This is a genomic window from Candidatus Nealsonbacteria bacterium, from assembly GCA_026396195.1.
Taxonomy (GTDB): Bacteria; Patescibacteriota; Minisyncoccia; order Minisyncoccales; family JAGGXC01; genus JAPLXH01.
In genome coordinates this window covers 126,841-146,687 of the sequence record JAPLXH010000007.1, presented here as the reverse complement: position 1 = coordinate 146,687, position 19,847 = coordinate 126,841, and the positions used below count along the sequence as shown (strand labels likewise).

Here is a 19,847-nt window from a genome sequence, read left to right as displayed (position 1 = left end):
TCGGTTTTCTTGCCAAAACCCAGTTCGCTTACCACTAATAACTGATTTTGCATGGATTTCTCGTCAATTACTTCCATGCCAATCACTTCATCTCCCTGTGTGTGAACAGTAGGCTTTTTTAATCTTATTCCCCGGATGCCTGAAGCCTGACGGCCCATTGACCTGATGTCTTTTTCTTTAAATTTAATTGATTGGCCGTGCTTGGTTATTAAAATCAACTGGTCGTTGTCTTTAATTTTAACCACCTTTCTCAGTAAGTCGTCTTTTTTCAGTTTTATTGCAATCAAGCCGGACCTTCGGACGTTTTCAAAATCTTTTAAATCAGTTTTCTTTATTATACCATCTTTCGTAACCATGGCTAAATATTTTGTTTGCGATTCTTTTTCCTTGACTATGGAAATGATTGACAAGACTTTTTCCTGCGAAGACATTTCCAAAAAATTAGCCAATCCCCTGCCTTTTGCCAATCTGCTTTCTTTGGGAATTTCATAAGCCAAGGTCTGAAAAACCTTGCCCGAATCAGTAAAGAAAAATAGAGAATCGTGGGTTTGGCATAAAAGAAAGTTTTCCACAATATCTTCTTCCAAGGTTTTCATCCCCATAATTCCCTTTCCCCCTCTTTTTTGGGTTTTATAAGTTTCCGGATCCATTCTTTTAATGTAGCCGCCTTTGGTCAGGCTGATTATGGTTTCCTCTTGGGGAATCAAATCTTTTTCCGGAATATCTCCGATTTTTTGAGACAAAACCTTGGTTTTCCTTTCGTCTCCGAACTTTTCTTTAATTTCTTTCAATTCTTTTTTTGTCACTTCTTTAATTTTCTGGGGACTTTTAAAAATTTCCGTCAATTCTTTTATTTCTTTTTTCTTTTGGCTAAGCTCTTCGGCTATTTTTTCTCTTTCCAATCTAGCCAAAGCCGAAAGCTTGGTTTCCAAGATGGCGTTGGCCTGGATTTGAGTTAATTTAAACTTTTTAATTAAATTCTTCTGAGCCTCTTCACGGTTAGGAGAACTTTTTATGGTTTTAATCACTTCATCGATATGGGAAAGACACTTGTCCAGCCCTTCTAAAATATGGCATCTGGCTTTAGCTTTTTCCAAATCGAACTTAGCTCTTCTTTTTATAACTTCCTGGCGGTGCAAAAGAAAATAATTCAACATGTCCGCCAAAGACAAAACCCTCGGCTGAATACCGTCTACCAAAGCCACCATATTCAAATAAAAAGTTTTCTGCAGGTTGGTGTATTTATAAATTCGGTTTAAAACCCTTTGGGGAAAAGAGCCCCGCTGAAGGTCAATGACAATCCTCATTCCGTCCCGGTCCGATTCATCCCGAATGTCTTTTATTTTTTCCACTTTCTTGTCTTGAACCAACTGGGCTATTTGCTCCACTAAAGCGGATTTTTGAACCTGATAAGGAATTTCAGTGATTATAATTTGGCAAATATCATTTTTTTCAATTACTTCGGATTTGCCCCGCATTACAATAGAGCCCTTGCCCTGAGAATAAGCTGAAATTATCTCTTTGGCATCGTAAATCTGGCCGCCGGTTGGAAAATCAGGGCCTTTAATAAATTTGAAAAGGTCTTCGGTGTCGGCTTTAGGGTTATCAATTAAATAAACACAAGCGTCTATTAGCTCAGAAAGATTATGGGGCGGAATATTGGTCGCCATTCCTACGGCAATCCCCAGAGAACCGTTCAACAAAAGCTGAGGCAAGGGAGAAGGCAAGACCACAGGTTCCTTTTTTGTCCCATCGTAATTATCTATAAAGTTCACAGTGTCGCTTTCAATGTCTTTAAGCATTTCTTCGCCTATTTTTGACATTTTACATTCAGTATACCGATGGGCTGCTGCCGGGTCGCCGTCAATCGAACCGAAGTTTCCCTGGCCATGAATCAGGGGATATCTGAAAGAAAAATCTTGGGCCATTCGAACCATGGACTCGTAAACAGCGGCATCGCCATGGGGATGATATTTGCCTAAAACTTCTCCGGTGACAGCTGCCGATTTTCTGAATTTAGCGGCGTGTCCCAGGCCCATTTGGTACATGGCATATAAAATCCGGCGGTGAACCGGTTTAAGCCCGTCTCGGACATCAGGCAAGGCGCGAGAAACAATTACAGACATGGCATAGTCAATATAAGAATCTTTCATCTCTTCCGTAATTTCTCTCTGTTTTATATAGCCTATTTCATTATTTATTTTTTTTGGTTCTTTTACCATTTTGGTTTGTTTTTCATTAAGGATTATTGATTAAAATTTCGAAGATTTGAAGGAATTTCTACTTTGGGCAAATCTTTTTCCAATTTTTCCTTAAAGTCCGATATTTTAAATTCATCAAGCAAACCTTCCTTTTTAACGCCTTGTAAGCTTTTATTGAAACTTTTTGACCATAACCAAACTAAAAAAATTGATACGATAATCATCAGCGTCCATAACATAATTTTTCTTCCGATAACAGGAAGTTTTTGGATTTTTTCCAAAATATTCATTTTATTATAATTCTAAAACTATTATTTTCATTCCGTCTTCCGACAATTCCTTCTTTCTAATCGTTAATTTATTTAATTTCTCCGGGTTCTTCGAGCCCATTATTTTTAAAAATTTATCCAATTCCTCCAGCTTTAATTTTAATTTGGGAATTTGGTAATGCATCGGGATTACAATTTTCGGTTCTATCTGGCTGATTATCATTGAGGCTTCTTTGGCCGCAATGGTATAGTTCCCTCCGACCGGAATCAATAAAATATCAACTTCCCCTATTTCGTCCAGTTGCTGTTCGGTTAATTCTTTTTGGCCCAAATCCGAAAGATGGCAAATTTTAATTTCTTCGGCTAAAATTTTAAACATGGTTATTTTTCCCCGCTCTTTTCCCGAAGAAGAATCGTGGAAAGCGGGAATGCCTTTAACGTAAACGCCCTTTGCCTCATATTCTCCCGGATTTTCAATCAAAAAATAATTTCCCAAAACCCCGCCAACATTAGAATGGTCTTTGTGTTCGTGGCTGACCAACAAAATATCAGCTTGTAATTTGGGAAGCTTCAAACCATAGCTCTCGTCAAAAGGGTCGATTACGATTTTCGTTTCCTCTCCCTGTCGGGCGGAAACCGTTATTTCGAATAAAGATTGCCCATGCCAAATAATTTTCATAAATATTTATTGTATTTCGAATAAAAAATAAGATATGCACTTCTTTGAAGTTGTGCCATTTTTATCTTATCATACGTTTAGATTTTTTCAAATAAAGAAAACTCTTGATTAAATTAAATTTTTAGTATATTATTTTTAATACATTATAAAATTTATGAAAAACATTATCCAGGACAAAGATTCGATTCAACCTCCCCGTTTGGGAGAAGTGGTTGAGGGAAACGTTGTCGGAACCGGAAAATCAGCCGTTTATTTAGATTTGGGACCGATAGGCACCGGCATTATTTACGGAAAAGAATTTAAAGAGGCCAAAACAATTTTAAAAGATTTAAAAATCGGAGAAAAAATTTTGGCAAAAGTAGTCGGACTGGAAACCGAAGAAGGTTTCTTTGAGCTTTCTTTAAGAGAGGCTAATCAAGAAGTAACTTGGAAAAAAATTGAAGAATTGAAAGAGAAAGGAGAATCTATTACAATAAGTATTCTGGGAGCGAATAAGGGAGGCCTTTTGTCCCAGGTTTTTAATGTACCCGCTTTCTTGCCGGTCTCTCAGTTGTCTTCGGAAAACTATCCCAGGGTTGAAGACCGGGATCCGGGAAAAATATTAAAAGAACTCCAAAAATTTTTAGGCAAAGAAATGAAGGTCAAGGTTTTGGATTTTTTAGCCAAAGAAAATAAACTCATTCTTTCAGAAAAAGCTGAAAGCGGAGAGAAAATAAAAGACGCCTTAAAAAATTATAATAAAGAAGATATCGTTGACGGAGAAATAACCGCGGTTTTAAATTTCGGAGTTTTTATAAAGTTTAAAAAGGAAAACTCCCCGATTTTGGAAGGATTAATTCATATTTCGGAACTTGATTGGAAATTGATTGAAGACCCTAATGAAATAGTTAAGGTCGGCCAGAAAGTCAAGGCCAAAATCATTAATATTGAAAAAGACAGGGTTTTTTTATCTTTAAAAGCCCTGAAAGAAGATCCCTGGAAAACTGTGGAAAAAAATTTAAAAAAAGGAGATAAAACAAAAGGGCAGGTTTTAAAATTTAAACCATTCGGCGCCCTTGTTCAAATTACTCCGGAAATTCAGGGATTAATCCATATTTCGGAATTCGGCTCTCAAAAGAAAATGGAAGAAACTTTGGAAATCGGCAAAAAATACGATTTTAAAATTTCCCTTATCGACCCGATTGAACACAAAATGATTTTAGAGCTCTCGGCTTAATCATTTAATTTTAATCAAATAAAAAATGAAAAACTTAATCAAAAAATTTGGCATTTTTATTTTAATAATAATAGTCTTGTCGGGCGTTTTTTCTCTTTTTTCCCAAGAATTCCAAACGATAAAACAAATCACGCTTAGCCAGCTGGTCAATGAAATCAATCAGGGCAATGTTAAAAAAATAATCGTTGGCTATGACGACAAGCTTGAGGTTGTCTTTAAGGACGACTCCAAGGCCGAATCAACAAAAGAAAAAGAAACCGGGCTTTCCCAGTCTCTTTTAAATCTTGGATTAAAATCTGAAAGCTTAAATAAAATAGATATTGACCCGAAAAAAGAATCAGGAATGTCCTTATGGATAGGACCGCTTATTTTAATATTACCCATTATTGTTATTTTTATATTCTTATTTATCACGCTCCAAAGAGCAAAAACCGGAGCAATGGAGGCCTTCAGTTTTACCAAGGCTCATCCCCGAATTTTTTTGGGAGGAAGCCAAAAAGAAAAAACTACCCTAAAAGATGTCGGAGGATTGAAAGAAGCTAAAGAGGAACTGAAAGAAATCGTTGATTTTTTAAAAAACTCTAAAAAATTTTTAAAAATAGGAGCTCGGATTCCAAGAGGAGTTTTATTGATGGGACACCCCGGTACCGGAAAAACCCTATTGGCCAGAGCGGTAGCCAGCGAAGCCGGCGTTCCTTTTTTCTCAATTTCCGGTTCGGAATTTATTGAATTATTTGTGGGCGTGGGAGCCGGTCGGGTCAGAAGCCTTTTTGCAACCGCCAGAAAACACCAGCCCAGCATCATCTTTATTGACGAATTAGACGCAATTGGCAGAATCCGGGGTTCCGGAATCGGCGGCGGCCACGATGAAAGAGAGCAAACTTTAAATCAAATTTTGGTGGAACTGGACGGCTTTGAACAAGAAGCAACCTGTATTGTAATGTCAGCAACCAACCGACCCGATGTTTTAGACCCCGCCCTTTTAAGGCCGGGAAGATTTGACAGAAGAATAGTTTTGGATTTACCCGATATCAATGAAAGAGAAGAAATTTTAAGAATCCATTGCCGAAAAAAACCTTTAACCGCTGATGTCAATCTCAGGGAAATAGCTGAGCGAACTCCGGGATTCTCGGGAGCAGATTTGGCTAATGTAATCAACGAAGCGGCGATTTTAGCCGCTCGAAAAGACAAAGAACAAATTTATCAGACAGAAGTGTTGGAGTCCATTGAAAAAGTGCTTTTGGGGCCGGAAAGAAAAAGCCATATTTTATCAAAAAAAGAAAAAGAAATTGCCGCTTTCCATGAGGCAGGCCACGCTTTAGTTTCTGCCCTGTCTCCTCACACGGAGCCTATCCGGAAAATTTCAATAATAGCCAGGGGCATGGCCGCTGGTTACACGTTAACAACTCCAAGCGAAGACAGAAAAATAAGAACTAAATCCGAATTCCTTTCTGAGCTCGCGGTTTTGCTCGGAGGATATGTAGCTGAAATTATTAAATTCAAAGAAATAACCACCGGAGCCACCAATGACATAGAGAAGGCCTCCGATTTGGCCCGAAAATTGGTTAAAGAGTACGGAATGTCTCCCTTAGGGCCCGTTTCTTTCGGAAAAAAAGAGGAATTGGTTTTTCTTGGAAAAGAAATCGGAGAACAAAGAAATTATTCGGAAAAAATAGCAATTCAAATTGACAACGAAGTGGCGAAACTAATAAAAGAAGCTGAAGTCAAAGCCAAAAAAATTATTAATAAGAATAAAAAACTATTAAGTAAAATTGCCGAAACCTTAGTGGAGAAAGAAACAATCGAGAAAGAGGACTTTGAAAAAATTATCGGAAGAAAGATGAAAAAGAAATAGGAAAAAAATAGAATAAAAAAAGGCCGCCATAATAAGGGCGGTTTTTTAATTACTGACTAATGCAAAATCATTGCTAGCGCTTTATTGTAGTCTTGGCTTGTTTTTTCAATTCGATCAGAAGGCAATTCAATCGGTGTACCATCCCATCCGATTTGCTCTAGCCAATTCCTTAAAGGCTGCTTACTGTAGTCTGGATTATATCTAGAACTATCAGGGGTAAGAAGCTCGTCGATCACAACAATATGTTCTCTTCCCGTTTCTTCGTCCTTCAAAATTCCGAACTCGAATTTGGTGTCATCGATCCCAAACCCCATTAGAGCAGCTACATTTTGTGCGTAACAGTAAAGGCTAAGACTGAAAGCTCTGAGTTCTTGCCCTCTATGAGCTATCTCAACGATGCGCCGCATTTCTTCAAATGAAATATTTTTATCGTGCTCGCCCACTGGTGCTTTCGTGGAAGGCGTAAAAAGGGGTGCTGCAAATTTTTGATCTTTTTTCATTCCTTTTGGTAATTGAATGCCGCAAACTTTTCCGTTTTTCTCGTAACTAATCCAGGCCGATCCTTTTCCTACCAATACATCCCGGACTATACATTCCACTAGAAAAGGTGATGCTTTGTACATTAAAGTTGATCTCCCTTCGATGTCAGAACGACATGACGCCAACCTTTCCTTTAGATCTGAAGGAAATTCTTCAAATTGATTGGTTATGAATGCATTGCAACAAATATCCGCTGTCTCTCTAAACCAATATGAAGAAATTTCAGTCAAAACTCTGCCTTTTCCTGGAATGCCGCTCAAAAGAACGACGTCCCTGACCGAAATTCGATCAGTTGCAACCATTAATATCAGATCGCGACCTTGATCGTCTACACCAGCTTCAAAAACCTCACGAATCTTTGTTTTTTTAATTTCACCAGCTTTCTCGCCAACCTTTGGTAGCGGTAATTTTATTTCCATCAAAACATCTTCTTGTCCCATTTTTCTCACCTACTATATATTTTGAAAGGGCTAAAAATAAAATTGTACCCTCTCTGGAAATTATCCTATATTAAAAAATTAATCTGTCAACCCCGTATAAACTTTACTTTTGTAAATAATTGCGAAGTGCGAGCGACGAATAGTCGCAATACCGTTTGGGGGCGCAACGCTTCGCCCAACAAGGTATATGGGCTATTAGACATACGCACTGCGCGAGGAAATCCAACGGTAAAGTTTGTACGGGGTCAATAATTTAAATAAAAAAGAGGCAGAAAAATTTCTGCCTTTAAAGGTTTTTATTTTTTTGCTTTTGCCATTTTTCTTTTTAGACTGTTGATTTTTCTATTCCAGTTTGAAGCTACTTTCATTGCTTTCTTCGGCGCAATACCAACGTACTCAGAAGGGTTGGAAATAATCCTTTTCTGCAAGGAATCCATCCTTGATAAATATACTTTCAGTTCAGGATCGGCCATTGCGATTTCTTCTAAGTTTTTATGCTCTTTCTGAGATTGAAGAGTCAAAGTTCTTACCTTTTCGTGAGCATCAGGATGCCCTAGAGCAGCTAAGATCAGATAAAGTGGTTCGGCTACTATCAAGCCTTTTTGCAGATTGAAATTTCGTTCAAGATTGACCTTGTCAACTTGCAGCTTCTTCATTGTTTTAGTCAACCTTTCTGTTATAGAAACCAAATAACCGATGACTTCGCCTAAGGTACGAGCAGAAGCAGAATTAGTAAGATCTCTTTGATGCTCACTGATTTGATCTAAAAGAAGAGTTATAACTCGACCTACCAGAATCTTCCAGACACTTTCTACGTTCTCAAAATTGATAGGATTTCTTTTTTGAGGCATCGTTGAAGAACCTACTTGGTTCTCTTCAAACAGCTCTCCCACTTCTCCGATTTCAGTGCGTTGAAGATTACGCATATCTCTGGATAAATTAGCTAATATTCCACCTATTAGTATCATTTCAATAAAAAATCTCACTAGCTTCTCTGGCATAACGATTTGAGTTGAATATTCTCCAGGTTTAATTCTTAATTCAGATAGCACTTCTCGTTCAAAAATTTCGGGATCACTAAAGAACAATGATGAAGCATTGTAAGCTCCGGATGCTCCAGAAAATTTACCAACTAACTCATTTGCTCTTCTTCTTAAAAATAAGATAGATTCCCCCAAGCGACTAACATATTCTGCTATAGCGAAACCGAAAGTGATAGGTACGGCATGCTGACCATGAGTTCTGCCTATTTGAAGGGTCTCAGCTTCACGTTTTGCTAAGATGATAAGCACTTCTTCGAGCTTAATAAGAGAAGGAAGAAGAACCTCCATGGTTACATCTCGATAACGTGCCGCATTGGCTGTTTCTACAATATCAAAAGATGTTGCTGTAAAATGAACGACAGATCGAGCCCGTTCACTGACCCTTTTTTGGATACAATTTACGAGCGCTCGAATATCATGCTTGGTTTTACCTTCCTCAATATATACTTCTGCTGTAGTAACCTGTTCACATGCCTTTTCAATTTCTTTAAGAATGTCTAAACCACACATTCCTCTTCTATGGACGGCGTTTGCCAAAGATGCTTCTACCTCTAGTTTGTAGCGAGTAAAACCGTTTTCGGAAAGATACCAGCCTACTTCTTTTCTCCAATAACGATAGTCTATCGGAGAAATATTATCATATATATCTCTTAAGTTTTCCTCTACCATTTCTTCACTCTCCATATATTTATTTAAAAGGACTTAGCTTCACCTAAAAAAGGCAAAACTTCATTGCCCTCCAAGAACAATCCTATCTATTATATTTTTTGTGTCAACCCGTCCGAATCCCGAGCGCAGTCGAGGGAGAAGGAGGGTCAATTTTATAATTGACTAACTTAGTAAAATTCGATAAACTAAAAATATTCACGCAAAAGGGCGTGTAGCTCAGTGGTAGAGCACCACTCTTATAAAGTGGGGGTCGATGGTTCGATCCCATCCACGCCCACCAACAAAATAGATACCATTATCACGCGCATTAATGGGCGCGTAGCTCAGTTGGCAGAGCGTCTCGGTGACATCGAGAAGGCCACAGGTTCAAGTCCTGTCGCGCCCACATGGAGTTGAAAATTATTTACGAGAATGATAATGTTTTAGTGGTAGATAAAACAGCCGGAATTATTGTGTTTCCTGAAGGTAGTTCGCCGTCTGGCGGAGAGAAAACTTTGATTGATTATCTGATTGAGAAAAAACCGGAAATAAAAAAAACCGGACTTTCTCCAAGATATGGCATAGTCCACCGACTAGACAAAGACACTTCCGGAATTTTACTGGTAGCCAAGAACAATGATAGCTTATTGTTTTTACAAAAACAGTTTAAAGAAGGATTGGTAGCTAAAAAATATTTGGCCTTAGTAGCGGGAAATATAAAAGAGAATAAAGGTAAAATTAAAACCTTGATCGGCCGCTCGCTTAAGGACCGAAGAAAACAAAAGGCTTTCTTTTTGGAAGAAAATCCTAAAGGAAAAAGGGAAGCTGAAACCTGTTATAAGGTTTTAAAAAGATTTAAAGGATTTACCCTTTTGGAAATAGAGCCCAAAACCGGAAGAAAACATCAAATTAGGTGTCATTTAAACTCAATCGGACACCCCATTGCCGGAGACAAACTTTATAGCTTTAAAAATCAGCACTGTCCCAAGGGCTTGGACAGGCAATTTTTACACGCTAATTATCTTAAAATTAATTTATCGCCAAAAGAAAACAGGGAATTTGAGTCGAAATTGCCCGAAAATTTAAACAAAATAATTAAAACTTTAAAAGAAAATGACGAATAAAAATGAAAAATTTAATCCCGCCTTAAGAAATGATTTTGTTGATATCCGTCCGGGAGATACAGTTAGGATTCACCATAAAATAAATATCAGCGGACAAGATAAAACTCAGATTTTTGAAGGTTTGGTGCTAGCCAGAAAACACGGAAAAGGAATTTCTTCTACCATTACCGTAAGAAAAATGGTTTCCGGAATCGGAGTGGAAAAAATATTCCCCTTGCACTCTCCAATTATTGAAAAAATAGAAAAAGTGAAAAGAGGAAAGGTAAGAAGGGCAAAGCTTTATTATTTAAGAGAAGCTACCGGCATTAGAGCGAGACTTAAAGCAAGCGAGTTAGAAAAGGAAGAAAAAAACAAAAAAGAGAAAAAAGAGGTTGAAATAAAAAAATAAATAAAGCCCAGGTGGCGGAATCGGTATACGCGATAGACTGAGGCTCTATGCCTTTTTAAGGCGTGTGGGTTCAAGTCCCACCCTGGGCACAAAAAGGGCGCGTAGCTCAGTTGGTAGAGCGTCTCGTTTACACCGAGAAGGCCTCCTGTTCGAGTCAGGACGCGCCCACCCTGTTTAGATAAATCTTTCAGGATTGCCATATTTAATTATACGCCACGGTAGCTCAGGTAGTGGAGCGTATCTCTGAAAAAGATAAGGTCGCCAGTGCAAGTCTGGCCCGTGGCACAGATAGGCGGGTGTAGTATAGTGGTTATTACTCTACCTTGCCAAGGTAGTAAGGGCGGTTCGAGTCCGCTCACCCGCTCAAAATGCAAGGCATTTTGAGCGAGGCTCGTCCCACTCCAAAAGGAGTGGGCGGCCCGCTCTCTAATTTTTACGTATTCTTGAGCCATGTATTACATATACATTCTCCAAAGCTTGAAAGACATGAGAACTTATGTTGGTTATACAAATAATTTGAAAAGAAGATTAAAACTGCACAATTCTGGACAAGTAATAGCCACAAAACATAGGAAACCATTAAAGCTACTATTCTCTGAAGAATTTATTACAGCGCAAGAAGCCAAAAAGAGAGAACAATACTGGAAAAACGGCGGCGGAAGAAAAAAATTGAGACAACTTTTTGCTCTAAAATAAAAAATGCCCTGTCTTGGGACAAAAACGCCAAATATTGGCGTTTTTATCTTTAGCACTTGACATTTCCTATGGAAAATATAGAATAAGGACATGAAACGCGAGGATATCTTTTATGGGATATCTTTTTTTATTACCCATTGGCTTAAAGGTTGAAAACCAATTAAATCCAGCAAATATGTTAAATTCAAAGAAAATTCTTACTATTTTGTTCTTTTCAGTAATTATAATGATTATTTCCTTGGTTTTTTTAGGAATAAAATCAATCAAGGCTTCGGTGGTTGAAAATCAACCCCAAGACCCGGACAAAAGCCTAATTATTATCCAGGACAATAGCCTAGCGGCTTTAAGTGATTCTTCCGCTCCAAAAAAAGTAACTAAAAAAATGAAGGTGGTCATCACCGGATACTCTTCTACTCCGGAAGAAACCGATGACACTCCTTTTATTACTGCCCAGGGAACCTGGGTAAGAGATGGAATTGTTGCCAATAACTTGTTGCCTTTTGGAACCGAAATAAGGATACCCGAACTTTACGATAACGAAATCTTCGTTGTTGAAGACAGAATGAACGGAAGAGCAGGCTTTTATCATGTAGATATTTGGTTTCCTTCCAAAGAAGAAGCCCAAAAATTCGGGGCAAAGCTAACTTACATAGAAGTTTTGGAAAACTAACGAAAATAACAAAAACAGCCATTTTATACGATGGCTGTTTTTGTTTTGGTGCCCGGGGCGGGAGTTGAACCCACAAGACCTTACGGTCAAGAGATTTTAAGTCTCTCGTGTATGCCAGTTCCACCACCCGGGCAAATCTACTTGAGGCCTGGGCGGGAGTTGCACCCACGTATATCGGTTTTGCAGACCGATGCCTTGCTACTTGGCTACCAGGCCGTCATTCTATTCTAACAATTTTTTATTTTTTTTCAATTGTCCTTGTTTTCAGTAATCTTTTCCAGAATTTCTTCAACTTTATCCGCTTTTTGAACCTCTTTTTCTCTGACAAAAATAATTTTAGGAGTAGGCCTCATTTTCAGCCTTTTATTTAAAGATTGCTGGATACTGAAAATTTCTTTATTTAAAAAAAGCGAAACTTTTCCATACTGGTTTTCCGGCATAACGCTGACGTAAACTTTGGATTGAATCAAGTTGGAAGAAGTTTCCACCCGGGTCAGGGTAATCAAAGTGTCCCTGGGAAAATCCAATTCCCTTAATAAAATATTATTTAACTCTCTTTTTATTAATTCATTTACCCTTGGAACCCGTTCTCTAGCCATACGTTTTGATTATTAAAATATCCCCTTCTTTAACTTTTACGTTTCCCTCGAACAGAATACCGCAATCATTGCCCTTTTGGATTTTCTCTATGGTTTTTTTGTTTCTTTGAAGATTAATTAATTTTCCCTCTCCGGTTGCCTCGCCATTGCTCAAAACTTCGATTTTCGCGCCTTTCAAAGCCTCCCCTTTAAAAACTTTAGCTCCAATTACTTGCCGATTTTTATCGCTTATAAATACCGCCAAAACCCTGGCTTGCCCTATTTCCTTAAATCCTTCCTTTGGTTTCAACTCTTTTTCCGCCATTTCTTTGACGGCCTGGACTAAATTGTAGATTATGTCAAAGGTTATTATTTTTACCTTGCTGAACTGGGCGGCGTTCAAAACCTGAGGATTGACTTTAACTTTAAAGCCTAAAATTTTGGTTTTAAATAATTGCGCCATTTTTAAATCTTCCTCGGATATTTCTCCGACCCCTGATTTTAAAATTTTAATTTCTATTTGTTCTTTATAGAGATTTTTCAAGATTTCTTCGATAACTTCCAAGGAGCCGAAAACATCGGCTTTTAAAATAAAATTAAGTATTTTTTTATCGGAATCGCTATTAATAATAAAATTTCGGCTGATTCCTTCTTTTCGCTCTATTTTTGTATTTTGCTGGGCTTCTTCCAGAGTAGCGAACCTTTTAAAACTTTCTCCGATTTTGGGAACTTTTTCAAGGCCTAAGATAATAGCCGGCATTGAAGGTAAAACTTCGTTAATCAATTTCCCTTGAAAATTTTCTAAAATTTTAATTTTGCCAAACGCTGAATTTGTACCGATAATCTCGCCCCTCTTTAATATTCCTTCCTTCAATAATAAAGTGGCTGTAGGCCCTCTTTGGCTGTCCAAATAAGACTCAATTATCACGCCTTCGGGCGGCTTTGATAAATCAACTTTTAAATTTTCCATTTCCGCAACCAATAAAATCAGATCTAAAAGCTCAGGAATGCCTTTTTTGGTTTTAGCCGAAACTTCAACGCTTGGAATTTTCCCGCCCAGAGTTTCAACTACAATATCATTTTGAGCCAATTCTCTTTTTGTTCTTTCCGGATTAGCCTGAGGCTTGTCAATTTTGTTTAAAGCCACAATAACGGGCAAGGAACAATTTTTAATATGGGAAATAACTTCTTTGGTTTGAACTTTTACCCCCTCTTCGGCGTCTATCACCAAAACGCAAAGGTCAGCCACCTTAGCCCCTCTCGAACGCATCGCTGAAAAAGCTTCGTGCCCTGGAGTATCAATAAAAGTTATTTTTTTACCTTCGTGCTCCACCTCGTAAGCGTTAATATGCTGAGTAATGCCGCCTGATTCGTTCTCTGTAATTTCAAAATCCTTTATTGCGCAAAGCAAACTCGATTTTCCGTGGTCAATATGGCCCATCAAGACCGCTACCGGCGGCCGAGCTGTTAAATTTTTATTTTCTTTTACAATTTCCATTTGTGATAAATAAAAAAGGATTATTTGGCAATAATCAAGTAATTTTTATTTTAAAGAATCTTTATATTTTTTAGCTTCAATTATCGCCTCTTCCTCTTCTTTGGTTAAGCAATAAGAAGACTTGCCGTCTTTTATCGATTTACCGTAAATACGACTTTCCTCGCCGTTAAACAAGTTGGTAATCACAATACCAGTATCTGCGCTATTAAGCAAGGCGATGGAAAAACTTTGGTCTCCTCCCCCTTTATTGAAAGGACTGAACCTAACAATTCCCACTTTTTGAATCGAAAACTTGTTTTCCTCTTTTAACGCTTCCAGTTCTTGGGAAATCTTTTTAAAATTATTTTCCAGCGCCTTAAAACAACTTAAAATTTCTTTAAAGTTTTTTGGTTCTTTGTTTTTTTTATTTAAAAAGTTAATCATAAAAAATAAATTTTTAAATTTGTTCTCCTTTACGGATTTTTTATGGCGGACTGCGTCTCGCCGGAGCTAAAACGAAGCTCGCCTTCGCTAAAGCTTCGGCGAAGCGAATCCCGCTTTCGCTCGTCTTGGCGGATTTTATCGCGCCGAAACCGAGCTTCAGCGAGGCGAAGGCGGAGGGGGTGAGATTTGAACTCACGGTAGAATCTCTTCCACAATGGTTTTCGAAACCATCCCTTTAAACCACTCAGGCACCCCTCCTTTCCCGACAAAAAAATAATGGGCTTTAATTAATCAAAAAACAAACAACAGTGGACCCAGAGGGAATCGAACCCTCAACTCTTCCATGCCATGGAAGTGTTTTACCGTTAGACTATGGGCCCAAAATTAATTTTTTTTAGTTCTGGCTAAAACTTTATACCACTTATTATTGAAATAAAAATGCTTCTGATATAAATTTCTGTCCCAATAAATATCCTGCAAAATTATCCCTCCCAAGATACCGTAGTAACCCGCTGTAAGATGGTCGGGAAAACCCAAAACCAAGCTTGTCAAAACGGCGACTATCCCTAAAAACCAATGATGCAAATGAACTTGCCAATTTTTAATACTAAAAACTACGGGCTTCATTCTGCTCTTTTCATCTATTATTTTTTTGGTAAAAAACCTTCCCCCAATATAACCGATTATTAGTCCAATGGAAAAAAGAAAAGAAACTATTGAAAGCAGGATTAAAGATGTAAAAAGAATGGGTTTTTTAGACATATTTTCTTTTTATGCCCCCGGGAAGAATCGAACTTCCATTTCCTCCTTAGGAGTGAGGAGTTCCCCGTCTGCCATCGCCAATGCCCCTGAAAGGAATTGAACCTTTATCTAGAGCTTAGGAGTCTCTTGTTCTATCCGTTGAACTACAGGGGCTCAAGCTATGGCGGGCAGGTGTCCCTTGAACTACGAAGGCCCCTCTATCAATAATAATATAACAAATTTTTCCTTGAAATACAATCTGTTTTAATGTTAAAATAGATTAATGCCAGAAAAATCTAAAAAAATTGAAACAATAAAAAAAGTTTTACCGGCCGTGGTGAGTATTACGGTTTCTAAATACTTAGACCTGCCCATTAAGCCCTTTGGAGATGATGTTTTTAGCCAAAATTCTTTTGGTTTTGATGTCCCCCTTGAAACTCCAAAAGAAAAGAAAAAGGTAAAAATAGGCGGCGGTTCCGGTTTTATAGCAAATAAATCAGGTATTATATTCACCAATCGCCATGTTGTAATTGACCCTGAAGCCGAATATATCGTTATTCTAAACAACGGTAAAAAATATAAAGCAGAAATACTCACTCGAAATCCAATCAATGACATCGCTATAATTAAAATAAACGAAAAAAATCTCCCTGTCGTAGAATTGGGAGATTCATCAAATCTTGAACTGGGGCAAACTACTATTGCCATAGGAAATACTTTGGGCGCTTTTAAAAACACTGTTTCCGTAGGCGTGGTTTCGGGATTAAGCCGGAATATTCAGGCCGTAGACGCGATAGAACAAAGCACCCAAAGTTTAAAGGGCTTAATCCAAACCGACGCGGCTATCAATCCGGGAAACTCAGGAGGGCCTTTGGTTGATATTGACGGAAAAATAATCGGGATTAGCTGCGCAATGGTTTTTGGGGCTGAAAATATCGGCTTCGCCATCCCCGTTAATACGGCTAAAAAAGACTTGGAAGAGCTTAAAAAATATGGAAAAATCCGCCAGCCATTTCTTGGTTTAAGATACGTTCCTGTTAATAAAAAATTACAACAAGAATGCAGCTTGCCTGTAAATTATGGCGCTTTAGTTGTGTCTGAAGGATTTCCGGGAGGTGAAGCAATAACTAAGGGAAGTCCGGCGGAGAAAGCGGGAATCCAAGAATTGGATATAGTTTTGGAAATTCAAAACAAAAAAATCAACATGAAAAATCCTCTGCAAGAAATTCTTCAGGAATTTAAAGTCGGGAACACGGTCGCCTTAAAAATTTTAAGAAAAGGAAAAGAAATTATTTTGCCGACTATTTTAATTGATAAATTTTAATAGAATAATAAAACAAAAAACAGCCTTATCTTTAGGTTGTTTTTTATTTTTATTAAAATTTGACTATAGCCCCAATCAAAATCAAACTTTTCTAAATTTTCATTTTTTAAAATTATTTTTACTGAATTTGCTATTTTTTAAAAGATGCCCCTTCAAAATTTCGGCTAACTTGCTTGGAGTATATTTTATTTTTAAAAAATAATCATCTGCTCCCAATTTAAACCCTCGATTAATGTCCTGAGGCTCTTCAACATTACTGACGATAACAACCGGAATTTTGTGGGTTTCTCTATTTTTTTTTAAAAGTTCCAGGGCTCCAAAACCATTCATAGGTTCAGGCATTAAAATATCACACCAAATAATATCCGGTTTTTCTTCTAAAACTATATTTACAACATCTTTGTAATTCTCGAATGTTTTTACCTCAAAACCAGCCCGAGAAAGCGTCATTTTATAAAATTCTCTTATTAATTCATCATCGTCGAAAATTAAAATTTTTGGTTTTTTGATTCCTTGCTCCACGATTTTATTTTTTGATTTGCTTATTTTTTAATTACTTACTTTAAAAATTTAAAAGTAAAAATAATTTTATCTAATATTTCTGATTTTTTAATCTTTCCGTCTTCGCATTTCTTGTAATTTTCTTCGTCCGCAGAGCCAAGCACGCCGCAATTAATATCATACAAAACCAAATTTAACGAAATGCATTTATCGTTTTTTACCGTAGTGTAGTAATAATTGGTATAAATTGAACCTGCTGCGCCCTCGCTTGATTGCTGCAAACAATAATTTCTATCGTTTATCTTAACTTTTTCTATTTTTATCAGTCCTTTTTCTGTTGCAGCTTCAAGGTCTTTTTCGTTTTCTATATTAAAGCCGGGAACCGGTACGTAAGGACATTGCTTAGAAAAATCAAGATAATCGCAGCTAGTAGTTGTAATTTTAGGTTCGGAAAAAAAGAAGTTTTCAGGATATTTCATTTCAAATCCATGTTCATTATTCGTATAGGTTTTCCAGCCAAAGGTTTCATCTGTTTTTTTTTCTTCTTGCCAGCAATCTAAGTTAATGGGCATTTTATCCAAAATTTTAACCCCTTTATGGCTGGCAGCAAAAAAACTGCTGTCGTTTAAACAAGTAAAAATACAATATTTATCCCGGTTTGAAATATTATCAAACCCTAAATAGGAAGCCCCCCTAACATCATTGCAACCCTTAATTTTCCCCAAGCCAGGGTCTGAAGGAACATCCATTAAATTTTGTCCTATATTGGAAAGATTTATTCTTCTTTCTTTGGTTATTTTAACTTCCGGATATTTCCCATTTTTTTCATAGTAAGCATTCATTGCCGTACTAATCAAATTAATATCGCTTGTTCGTTCAGCATCGAGCATTGTGTCCCATTTTACAAAAGCTTGTTTAAGAAAAAACAAAGAAGCGACTATTAATAAAATTGGCAAAATAATCCCTAAAATTCCGACAAAAACAAACTTTTTCTTTTCTTTGGGGGTAGGAGTAAAAACAAAATCTCCCTTGGTCTTTTTTAAATAAGTATAAATTAAAAAATAATAAATAATTACAAAAGGGAAAATAATAAAAGAAAAAATTGTGCTTCCGGTCTGAAAAAGTATGTTGTTGGCACTCGTTATTAAATATAATAAAGCAAAAAGAAAAAAAATAATTAAAAAAACAGCGAAAAACCTCCAAGCCAAACTGATTAATTTTCCTTTAACGTAATACTTGCTTTTTAAAAGAGCGCTCATCCCTTTTGCGCCCTCCATAACCAATATAATGGGAGCGAATACAAACCAGATGGCAAAAATAAATCCCGGAATTATCAATAAAAAAAATCCGCCAACGGATATGAATCCCATTAAAAATGATATCCACCAATAAGAAAGAATATTTTTCCAGCTTAAAAGATAGGATTGTTTTGCGCCAATATTCTCCTGACTGTCCTTGATCGCATAAACCAAAGCAAGATAGCTCCAGGTTTGAAATATTGCAGCAACAATTACTGAAAAAATCGATATCGCCAAGTAAAAAAATAAACCGAAATTAAAAAGAATCTGAAATATTAATGGTGAGTAAATTTTTATCAGATAAAAAATTTAATAAAAAATTTAAAATAAGGCCGGCAATCAGTGGGACTAAAGAAATTCCTAAAATAGTTATTATTTTTTTTCTATAGATTAAAAGCGTTTCTCTGAGAATAAAAATAACGCCGGGAAACGCCAAAGAACCCTCTGGTGGGGCTGGAAACGACTGCTCTATTTCTTCAGTCGACCAACCATGGGACAATAAAAGATTTTTAATTTCTTCCTTATTCCTTCCCTCTTTGATTTTTTCCTTGATTAAATTTGCGAGTTCTTCATTCATATTTTTATAAAATAATTTTAATCTTTATTTTATTATACCTTGTCCGTCCGGAGCCCTCAAGTTGAGTCCCGATTTATCGGAAAGTGCAATGACCACTTCAACCAGTTCAGCGTAAACGCTTCAACAAATTCAACGCAAGCAAAAAACCGCCTACTTGTCCTGAGCAGCGGTCGAAGGATTGGCGATTTAGTTGGCTTGCCCTGAGCGAAGTCGAAGGGGTGACGCATAAAATGAAATTGTATAAATTTCGTCACGCGCCTACCACGTGGAACGTGATTACTGAAAGTAATTTTACGTTCTTTACGTGGTCCCCTAGCGAACAATATTAAAACCTGTTTGATGGAATAACCTAGAACTGCTTATAGCAAGATTCTTTATAAGTTTGGTCTTGGATTTTATCACATATTGATGAATCTTGTTTAGCTTTAGCAACAACCATATAACAAGATTCTATTATGTTATATTTTGGATTCTGAATTTTTTCGCATATTGAGGGATCTTTCTTAACTTGAGCAATACCCACATAACATACATTTTTTGACGATTCTTCAATGATTTTATCGCATATTGATAAATCTTGTTTTGCCTTAGCAATCTTAGAATAACAATCATCTTTCAAAAATTGGTCTTTTGCTTCTTTTATTTCATCGCATATTGATAGATCTATTTTTTTTACGGCAATAGACACATAACATTCATTTTTATAAAGTGATTCTTGAATTTTATCGCAATCAGATAGGCTGGTAATTTCTGTTGTCTGGATTTTTTCTCGTTTTATTGCTGAAAATTGAGTAATAGTAAAAACGCCCACAAGGATGGCTAAAATTAGAATAATCCCTATTGCTATTGGTGTAGATATTTTTTTGTTCATATTGCTTTATTCTACCAAAAAATCGCCTCTTTGGCGATTTAGTTGGCTTGCCCTGCTTGTCCTGAACCGAATTGAAGGAAGCGAAGTCGAAGGGGTGGCTAAGCGGACTCGAACCGCCTCTAGTAGTGCCACAGACTACTGTGCTGCCATTACACCATAGCCACCATAAAGTGCCCTCGGCGGGAGTCGAACCTGCAGTCTTGGCCTTAGAAGGGCCCTGCTTTATCCAGTTAAGCTACGAGGGCTTTAAATAGTACGTAATTTATT

General features: G+C 37.1%; 20 protein-coding genes and 13 tRNA genes. 13 read left to right on the top strand and 20 right to left on the bottom strand.

Annotated features, from left to right (window positions below; all coding sequences use genetic code 11):
• The 3 genes from gyrA to NTU58_03230 all read right to left on the bottom strand — a co-directional run.
• On the bottom strand, positions 1–2,222 hold a 2,222-nt coding region (gene gyrA / locus NTU58_03240), incomplete at its 3' end, for a DNA gyrase subunit A (protein MCX6764683.1).
• 23 nt (positions 2,223–2,245) lie between these two features.
• Complete coding sequence (locus NTU58_03235; protein MCX6764682.1) at positions 2,246–2,491, bottom strand: hypothetical protein; 246 nt, start codon at positions 2,489–2,491, stop codon at positions 2,246–2,248.
• Positions 2,492–2,495: 4 nt separating this feature from the next.
• A complete protein-coding gene (locus NTU58_03230) occupies positions 2,496–3,149 on the bottom strand; it encodes an MBL fold metallo-hydrolase (protein MCX6764681.1) in 654 nt (217 codons plus the stop codon).
• 154 nt (positions 3,150–3,303) lie between these two features.
• Here NTU58_03230 and NTU58_03225 point away from each other — a divergent pair, with 154 nt between their 5' ends.
• Together NTU58_03225 and ftsH are read left to right on the top strand one after the other, a co-directional pair.
• Positions 3,304–4,365, top strand: coding sequence for a S1 RNA-binding domain-containing protein (locus NTU58_03225; GenBank protein MCX6764680.1), 1,062 nt, complete (start codon positions 3,304–3,306; stop codon positions 4,363–4,365).
• A 25-nt stretch (positions 4,366–4,390) separates the two neighbouring features.
• Positions 4,391–6,220: an ATP-dependent zinc metalloprotease FtsH gene (gene ftsH, locus NTU58_03220; GenBank protein MCX6764679.1), complete on the top strand. Its 1,830-nt coding sequence runs from the start codon at positions 4,391–4,393 to the stop codon at positions 6,218–6,220.
• Between the two features lie 56 nt (positions 6,221–6,276).
• Here the strand turns inward: ftsH and NTU58_03215 are convergent, their stop codons facing one another.
• Together NTU58_03215 and NTU58_03210 are read right to left on the bottom strand one after the other, a co-directional pair.
• Positions 6,277–7,200 (bottom strand): phosphoribosylaminoimidazolesuccinocarboxamide synthase, encoded by a 924-nt coding sequence (locus tag NTU58_03215; protein MCX6764678.1) that lies wholly within the window; start codon positions 7,198–7,200, stop codon positions 6,277–6,279.
• 296 nt (positions 7,201–7,496) lie between these two features.
• Complete coding sequence (locus tag NTU58_03210) at positions 7,497–8,927, bottom strand: lyase family protein (GenBank protein MCX6764677.1); 1,431 nt, start codon at positions 8,925–8,927, stop codon at positions 7,497–7,499.
• A gap of 190 nt (positions 8,928–9,117) precedes the next feature.
• Between NTU58_03210 and NTU58_03205 the strand changes: the two genes are divergently transcribed.
• From NTU58_03205 to NTU58_03160, 10 genes are all read left to right on the top strand, one after another.
• Positions 9,118–9,192 (top strand) — tRNA-Ile (locus NTU58_03205).
• Between the two features lie 32 nt (positions 9,193–9,224).
• Positions 9,225–9,297 (top strand) — tRNA-Val (locus NTU58_03200).
• Between the two features lies 1 nt (position 9,298).
• Positions 9,299–10,015: an RluA family pseudouridine synthase gene (locus tag NTU58_03195; protein MCX6764676.1), complete on the top strand. Its 717-nt coding sequence runs from the start codon at positions 9,299–9,301 to the stop codon at positions 10,013–10,015.
• Complete coding sequence (gene rplS, locus NTU58_03190) at positions 10,005–10,403, top strand: 50S ribosomal protein L19 (protein ID MCX6764675.1); 399 nt, start codon at positions 10,005–10,007, stop codon at positions 10,401–10,403. The genes NTU58_03195 and rplS overlap by 11 nt, the downstream gene beginning before the upstream one ends.
• A gap of 5 nt (positions 10,404–10,408) precedes the next feature.
• Positions 10,409–10,492 (top strand) — tRNA-Leu (locus NTU58_03185).
• A 6-nt stretch (positions 10,493–10,498) separates the two neighbouring features.
• Positions 10,499–10,571 (top strand) — tRNA-Val (locus NTU58_03180).
• Positions 10,572–10,615: 44 nt separating this feature from the next.
• Positions 10,616–10,688, top strand: a tRNA-Phe gene (locus tag NTU58_03175).
• 7 nt (positions 10,689–10,695) lie between these two features.
• A tRNA-Gly gene (locus tag NTU58_03170) sits at positions 10,696–10,767 on the top strand.
• 86 nt (positions 10,768–10,853) lie between these two features.
• Positions 10,854–11,099 (top strand): GIY-YIG nuclease family protein, encoded by a 246-nt coding sequence (locus NTU58_03165; GenBank protein ID MCX6764674.1) that lies wholly within the window; start codon positions 10,854–10,856, stop codon positions 11,097–11,099.
• A 112-nt stretch (positions 11,100–11,211) separates the two neighbouring features.
• A complete protein-coding gene (locus NTU58_03160; GenBank protein ID MCX6764673.1) occupies positions 11,212–11,769 on the top strand; it encodes a hypothetical protein in 558 nt (185 codons plus the stop codon).
• Between the two features lie 46 nt (positions 11,770–11,815).
• Here NTU58_03160 and NTU58_03155 read toward each other — a convergent pair.
• The 9 genes from NTU58_03155 to NTU58_03115 form a co-directional block, all read right to left on the bottom strand.
• Positions 11,816–11,902, bottom strand: a tRNA-Leu gene (locus tag NTU58_03155).
• Between the two features lie 11 nt (positions 11,903–11,913).
• Positions 11,914–11,985 (bottom strand) — tRNA-Cys (locus NTU58_03150).
• Between the two features lie 32 nt (positions 11,986–12,017).
• Entirely contained in the window at positions 12,018–12,368 is a 351-nt protein-coding gene (gene rbfA, locus NTU58_03145; protein MCX6764672.1) for a 30S ribosome-binding factor RbfA, read from the bottom strand.
• Positions 12,361–13,845, bottom strand: a complete 1,485-nt coding sequence (gene infB / locus NTU58_03140) for a translation initiation factor IF-2 (GenBank protein ID MCX6764671.1) — start codon at positions 13,843–13,845, stop codon at positions 12,361–12,363. Before infB ends, rbfA begins: the two co-directional genes overlap by 8 nt.
• Positions 13,846–13,890: 45 nt before the next feature.
• Positions 13,891–14,268, bottom strand: coding sequence for a DUF4446 family protein (locus NTU58_03135; protein MCX6764670.1), 378 nt, complete (start codon positions 14,266–14,268; stop codon positions 13,891–13,893).
• A 171-nt stretch (positions 14,269–14,439) separates the two neighbouring features.
• Positions 14,440–14,526: transfer RNA gene (locus NTU58_03130), tRNA-Ser, on the bottom strand.
• A 51-nt stretch (positions 14,527–14,577) separates the two neighbouring features.
• Positions 14,578–14,648, bottom strand: a tRNA-Ala gene (locus NTU58_03125).
• Positions 14,649–14,652: 4 nt separating this feature from the next.
• Complete coding sequence (locus NTU58_03120) at positions 14,653–15,030, bottom strand: hypothetical protein (GenBank protein MCX6764669.1); 378 nt, start codon at positions 15,028–15,030, stop codon at positions 14,653–14,655.
• Positions 15,031–15,111: 81 nt separating this feature from the next.
• Positions 15,112–15,183: transfer RNA gene (locus NTU58_03115), tRNA-Arg, on the bottom strand.
• Between the two features lie 109 nt (positions 15,184–15,292).
• Here NTU58_03115 and NTU58_03110 point away from each other — a divergent pair.
• Complete coding sequence (locus NTU58_03110; GenBank protein ID MCX6764668.1) at positions 15,293–16,333, top strand: trypsin-like peptidase domain-containing protein; 1,041 nt, start codon at positions 15,293–15,295, stop codon at positions 16,331–16,333.
• Between the two features lie 99 nt (positions 16,334–16,432).
• Here the strand turns inward: NTU58_03110 and NTU58_03105 are convergent, their stop codons facing one another.
• The 6 genes from NTU58_03105 to NTU58_03080 all read right to left on the bottom strand — a co-directional run bounded on the left by NTU58_03105 (position 16,433) and on the right by NTU58_03080 (position 19,825).
• Positions 16,433–16,855, bottom strand: coding sequence for a response regulator (locus NTU58_03105; protein MCX6764667.1), 423 nt, complete (start codon positions 16,853–16,855; stop codon positions 16,433–16,435).
• Between the two features lie 35 nt (positions 16,856–16,890).
• The gene (locus NTU58_03100) at positions 16,891–18,369 is read right to left on the bottom strand and encodes a hypothetical protein (protein ID MCX6764666.1); all 1,479 of its coding nucleotides are present in this window, start codon (positions 18,367–18,369) and stop codon (positions 16,891–16,893) included.
• A 19-nt stretch (positions 18,370–18,388) separates the two neighbouring features.
• Positions 18,389–18,709 (bottom strand): hypothetical protein, encoded by a 321-nt coding sequence (locus NTU58_03095; protein MCX6764665.1) that lies wholly within the window; start codon positions 18,707–18,709, stop codon positions 18,389–18,391.
• Positions 18,710–19,058: 349 nt separating this feature from the next.
• Positions 19,059–19,580, bottom strand: coding sequence for a hypothetical protein (locus tag NTU58_03090; GenBank protein ID MCX6764664.1), 522 nt, complete (start codon positions 19,578–19,580; stop codon positions 19,059–19,061).
• 93 nt (positions 19,581–19,673) lie between these two features.
• A tRNA-His gene (locus tag NTU58_03085) sits at positions 19,674–19,744 on the bottom strand.
• A 7-nt stretch (positions 19,745–19,751) separates the two neighbouring features.
• Positions 19,752–19,825: transfer RNA gene (locus NTU58_03080), tRNA-Arg, on the bottom strand.
• Between the last annotated feature and the right edge of the window lie 22 nt (positions 19,826–19,847).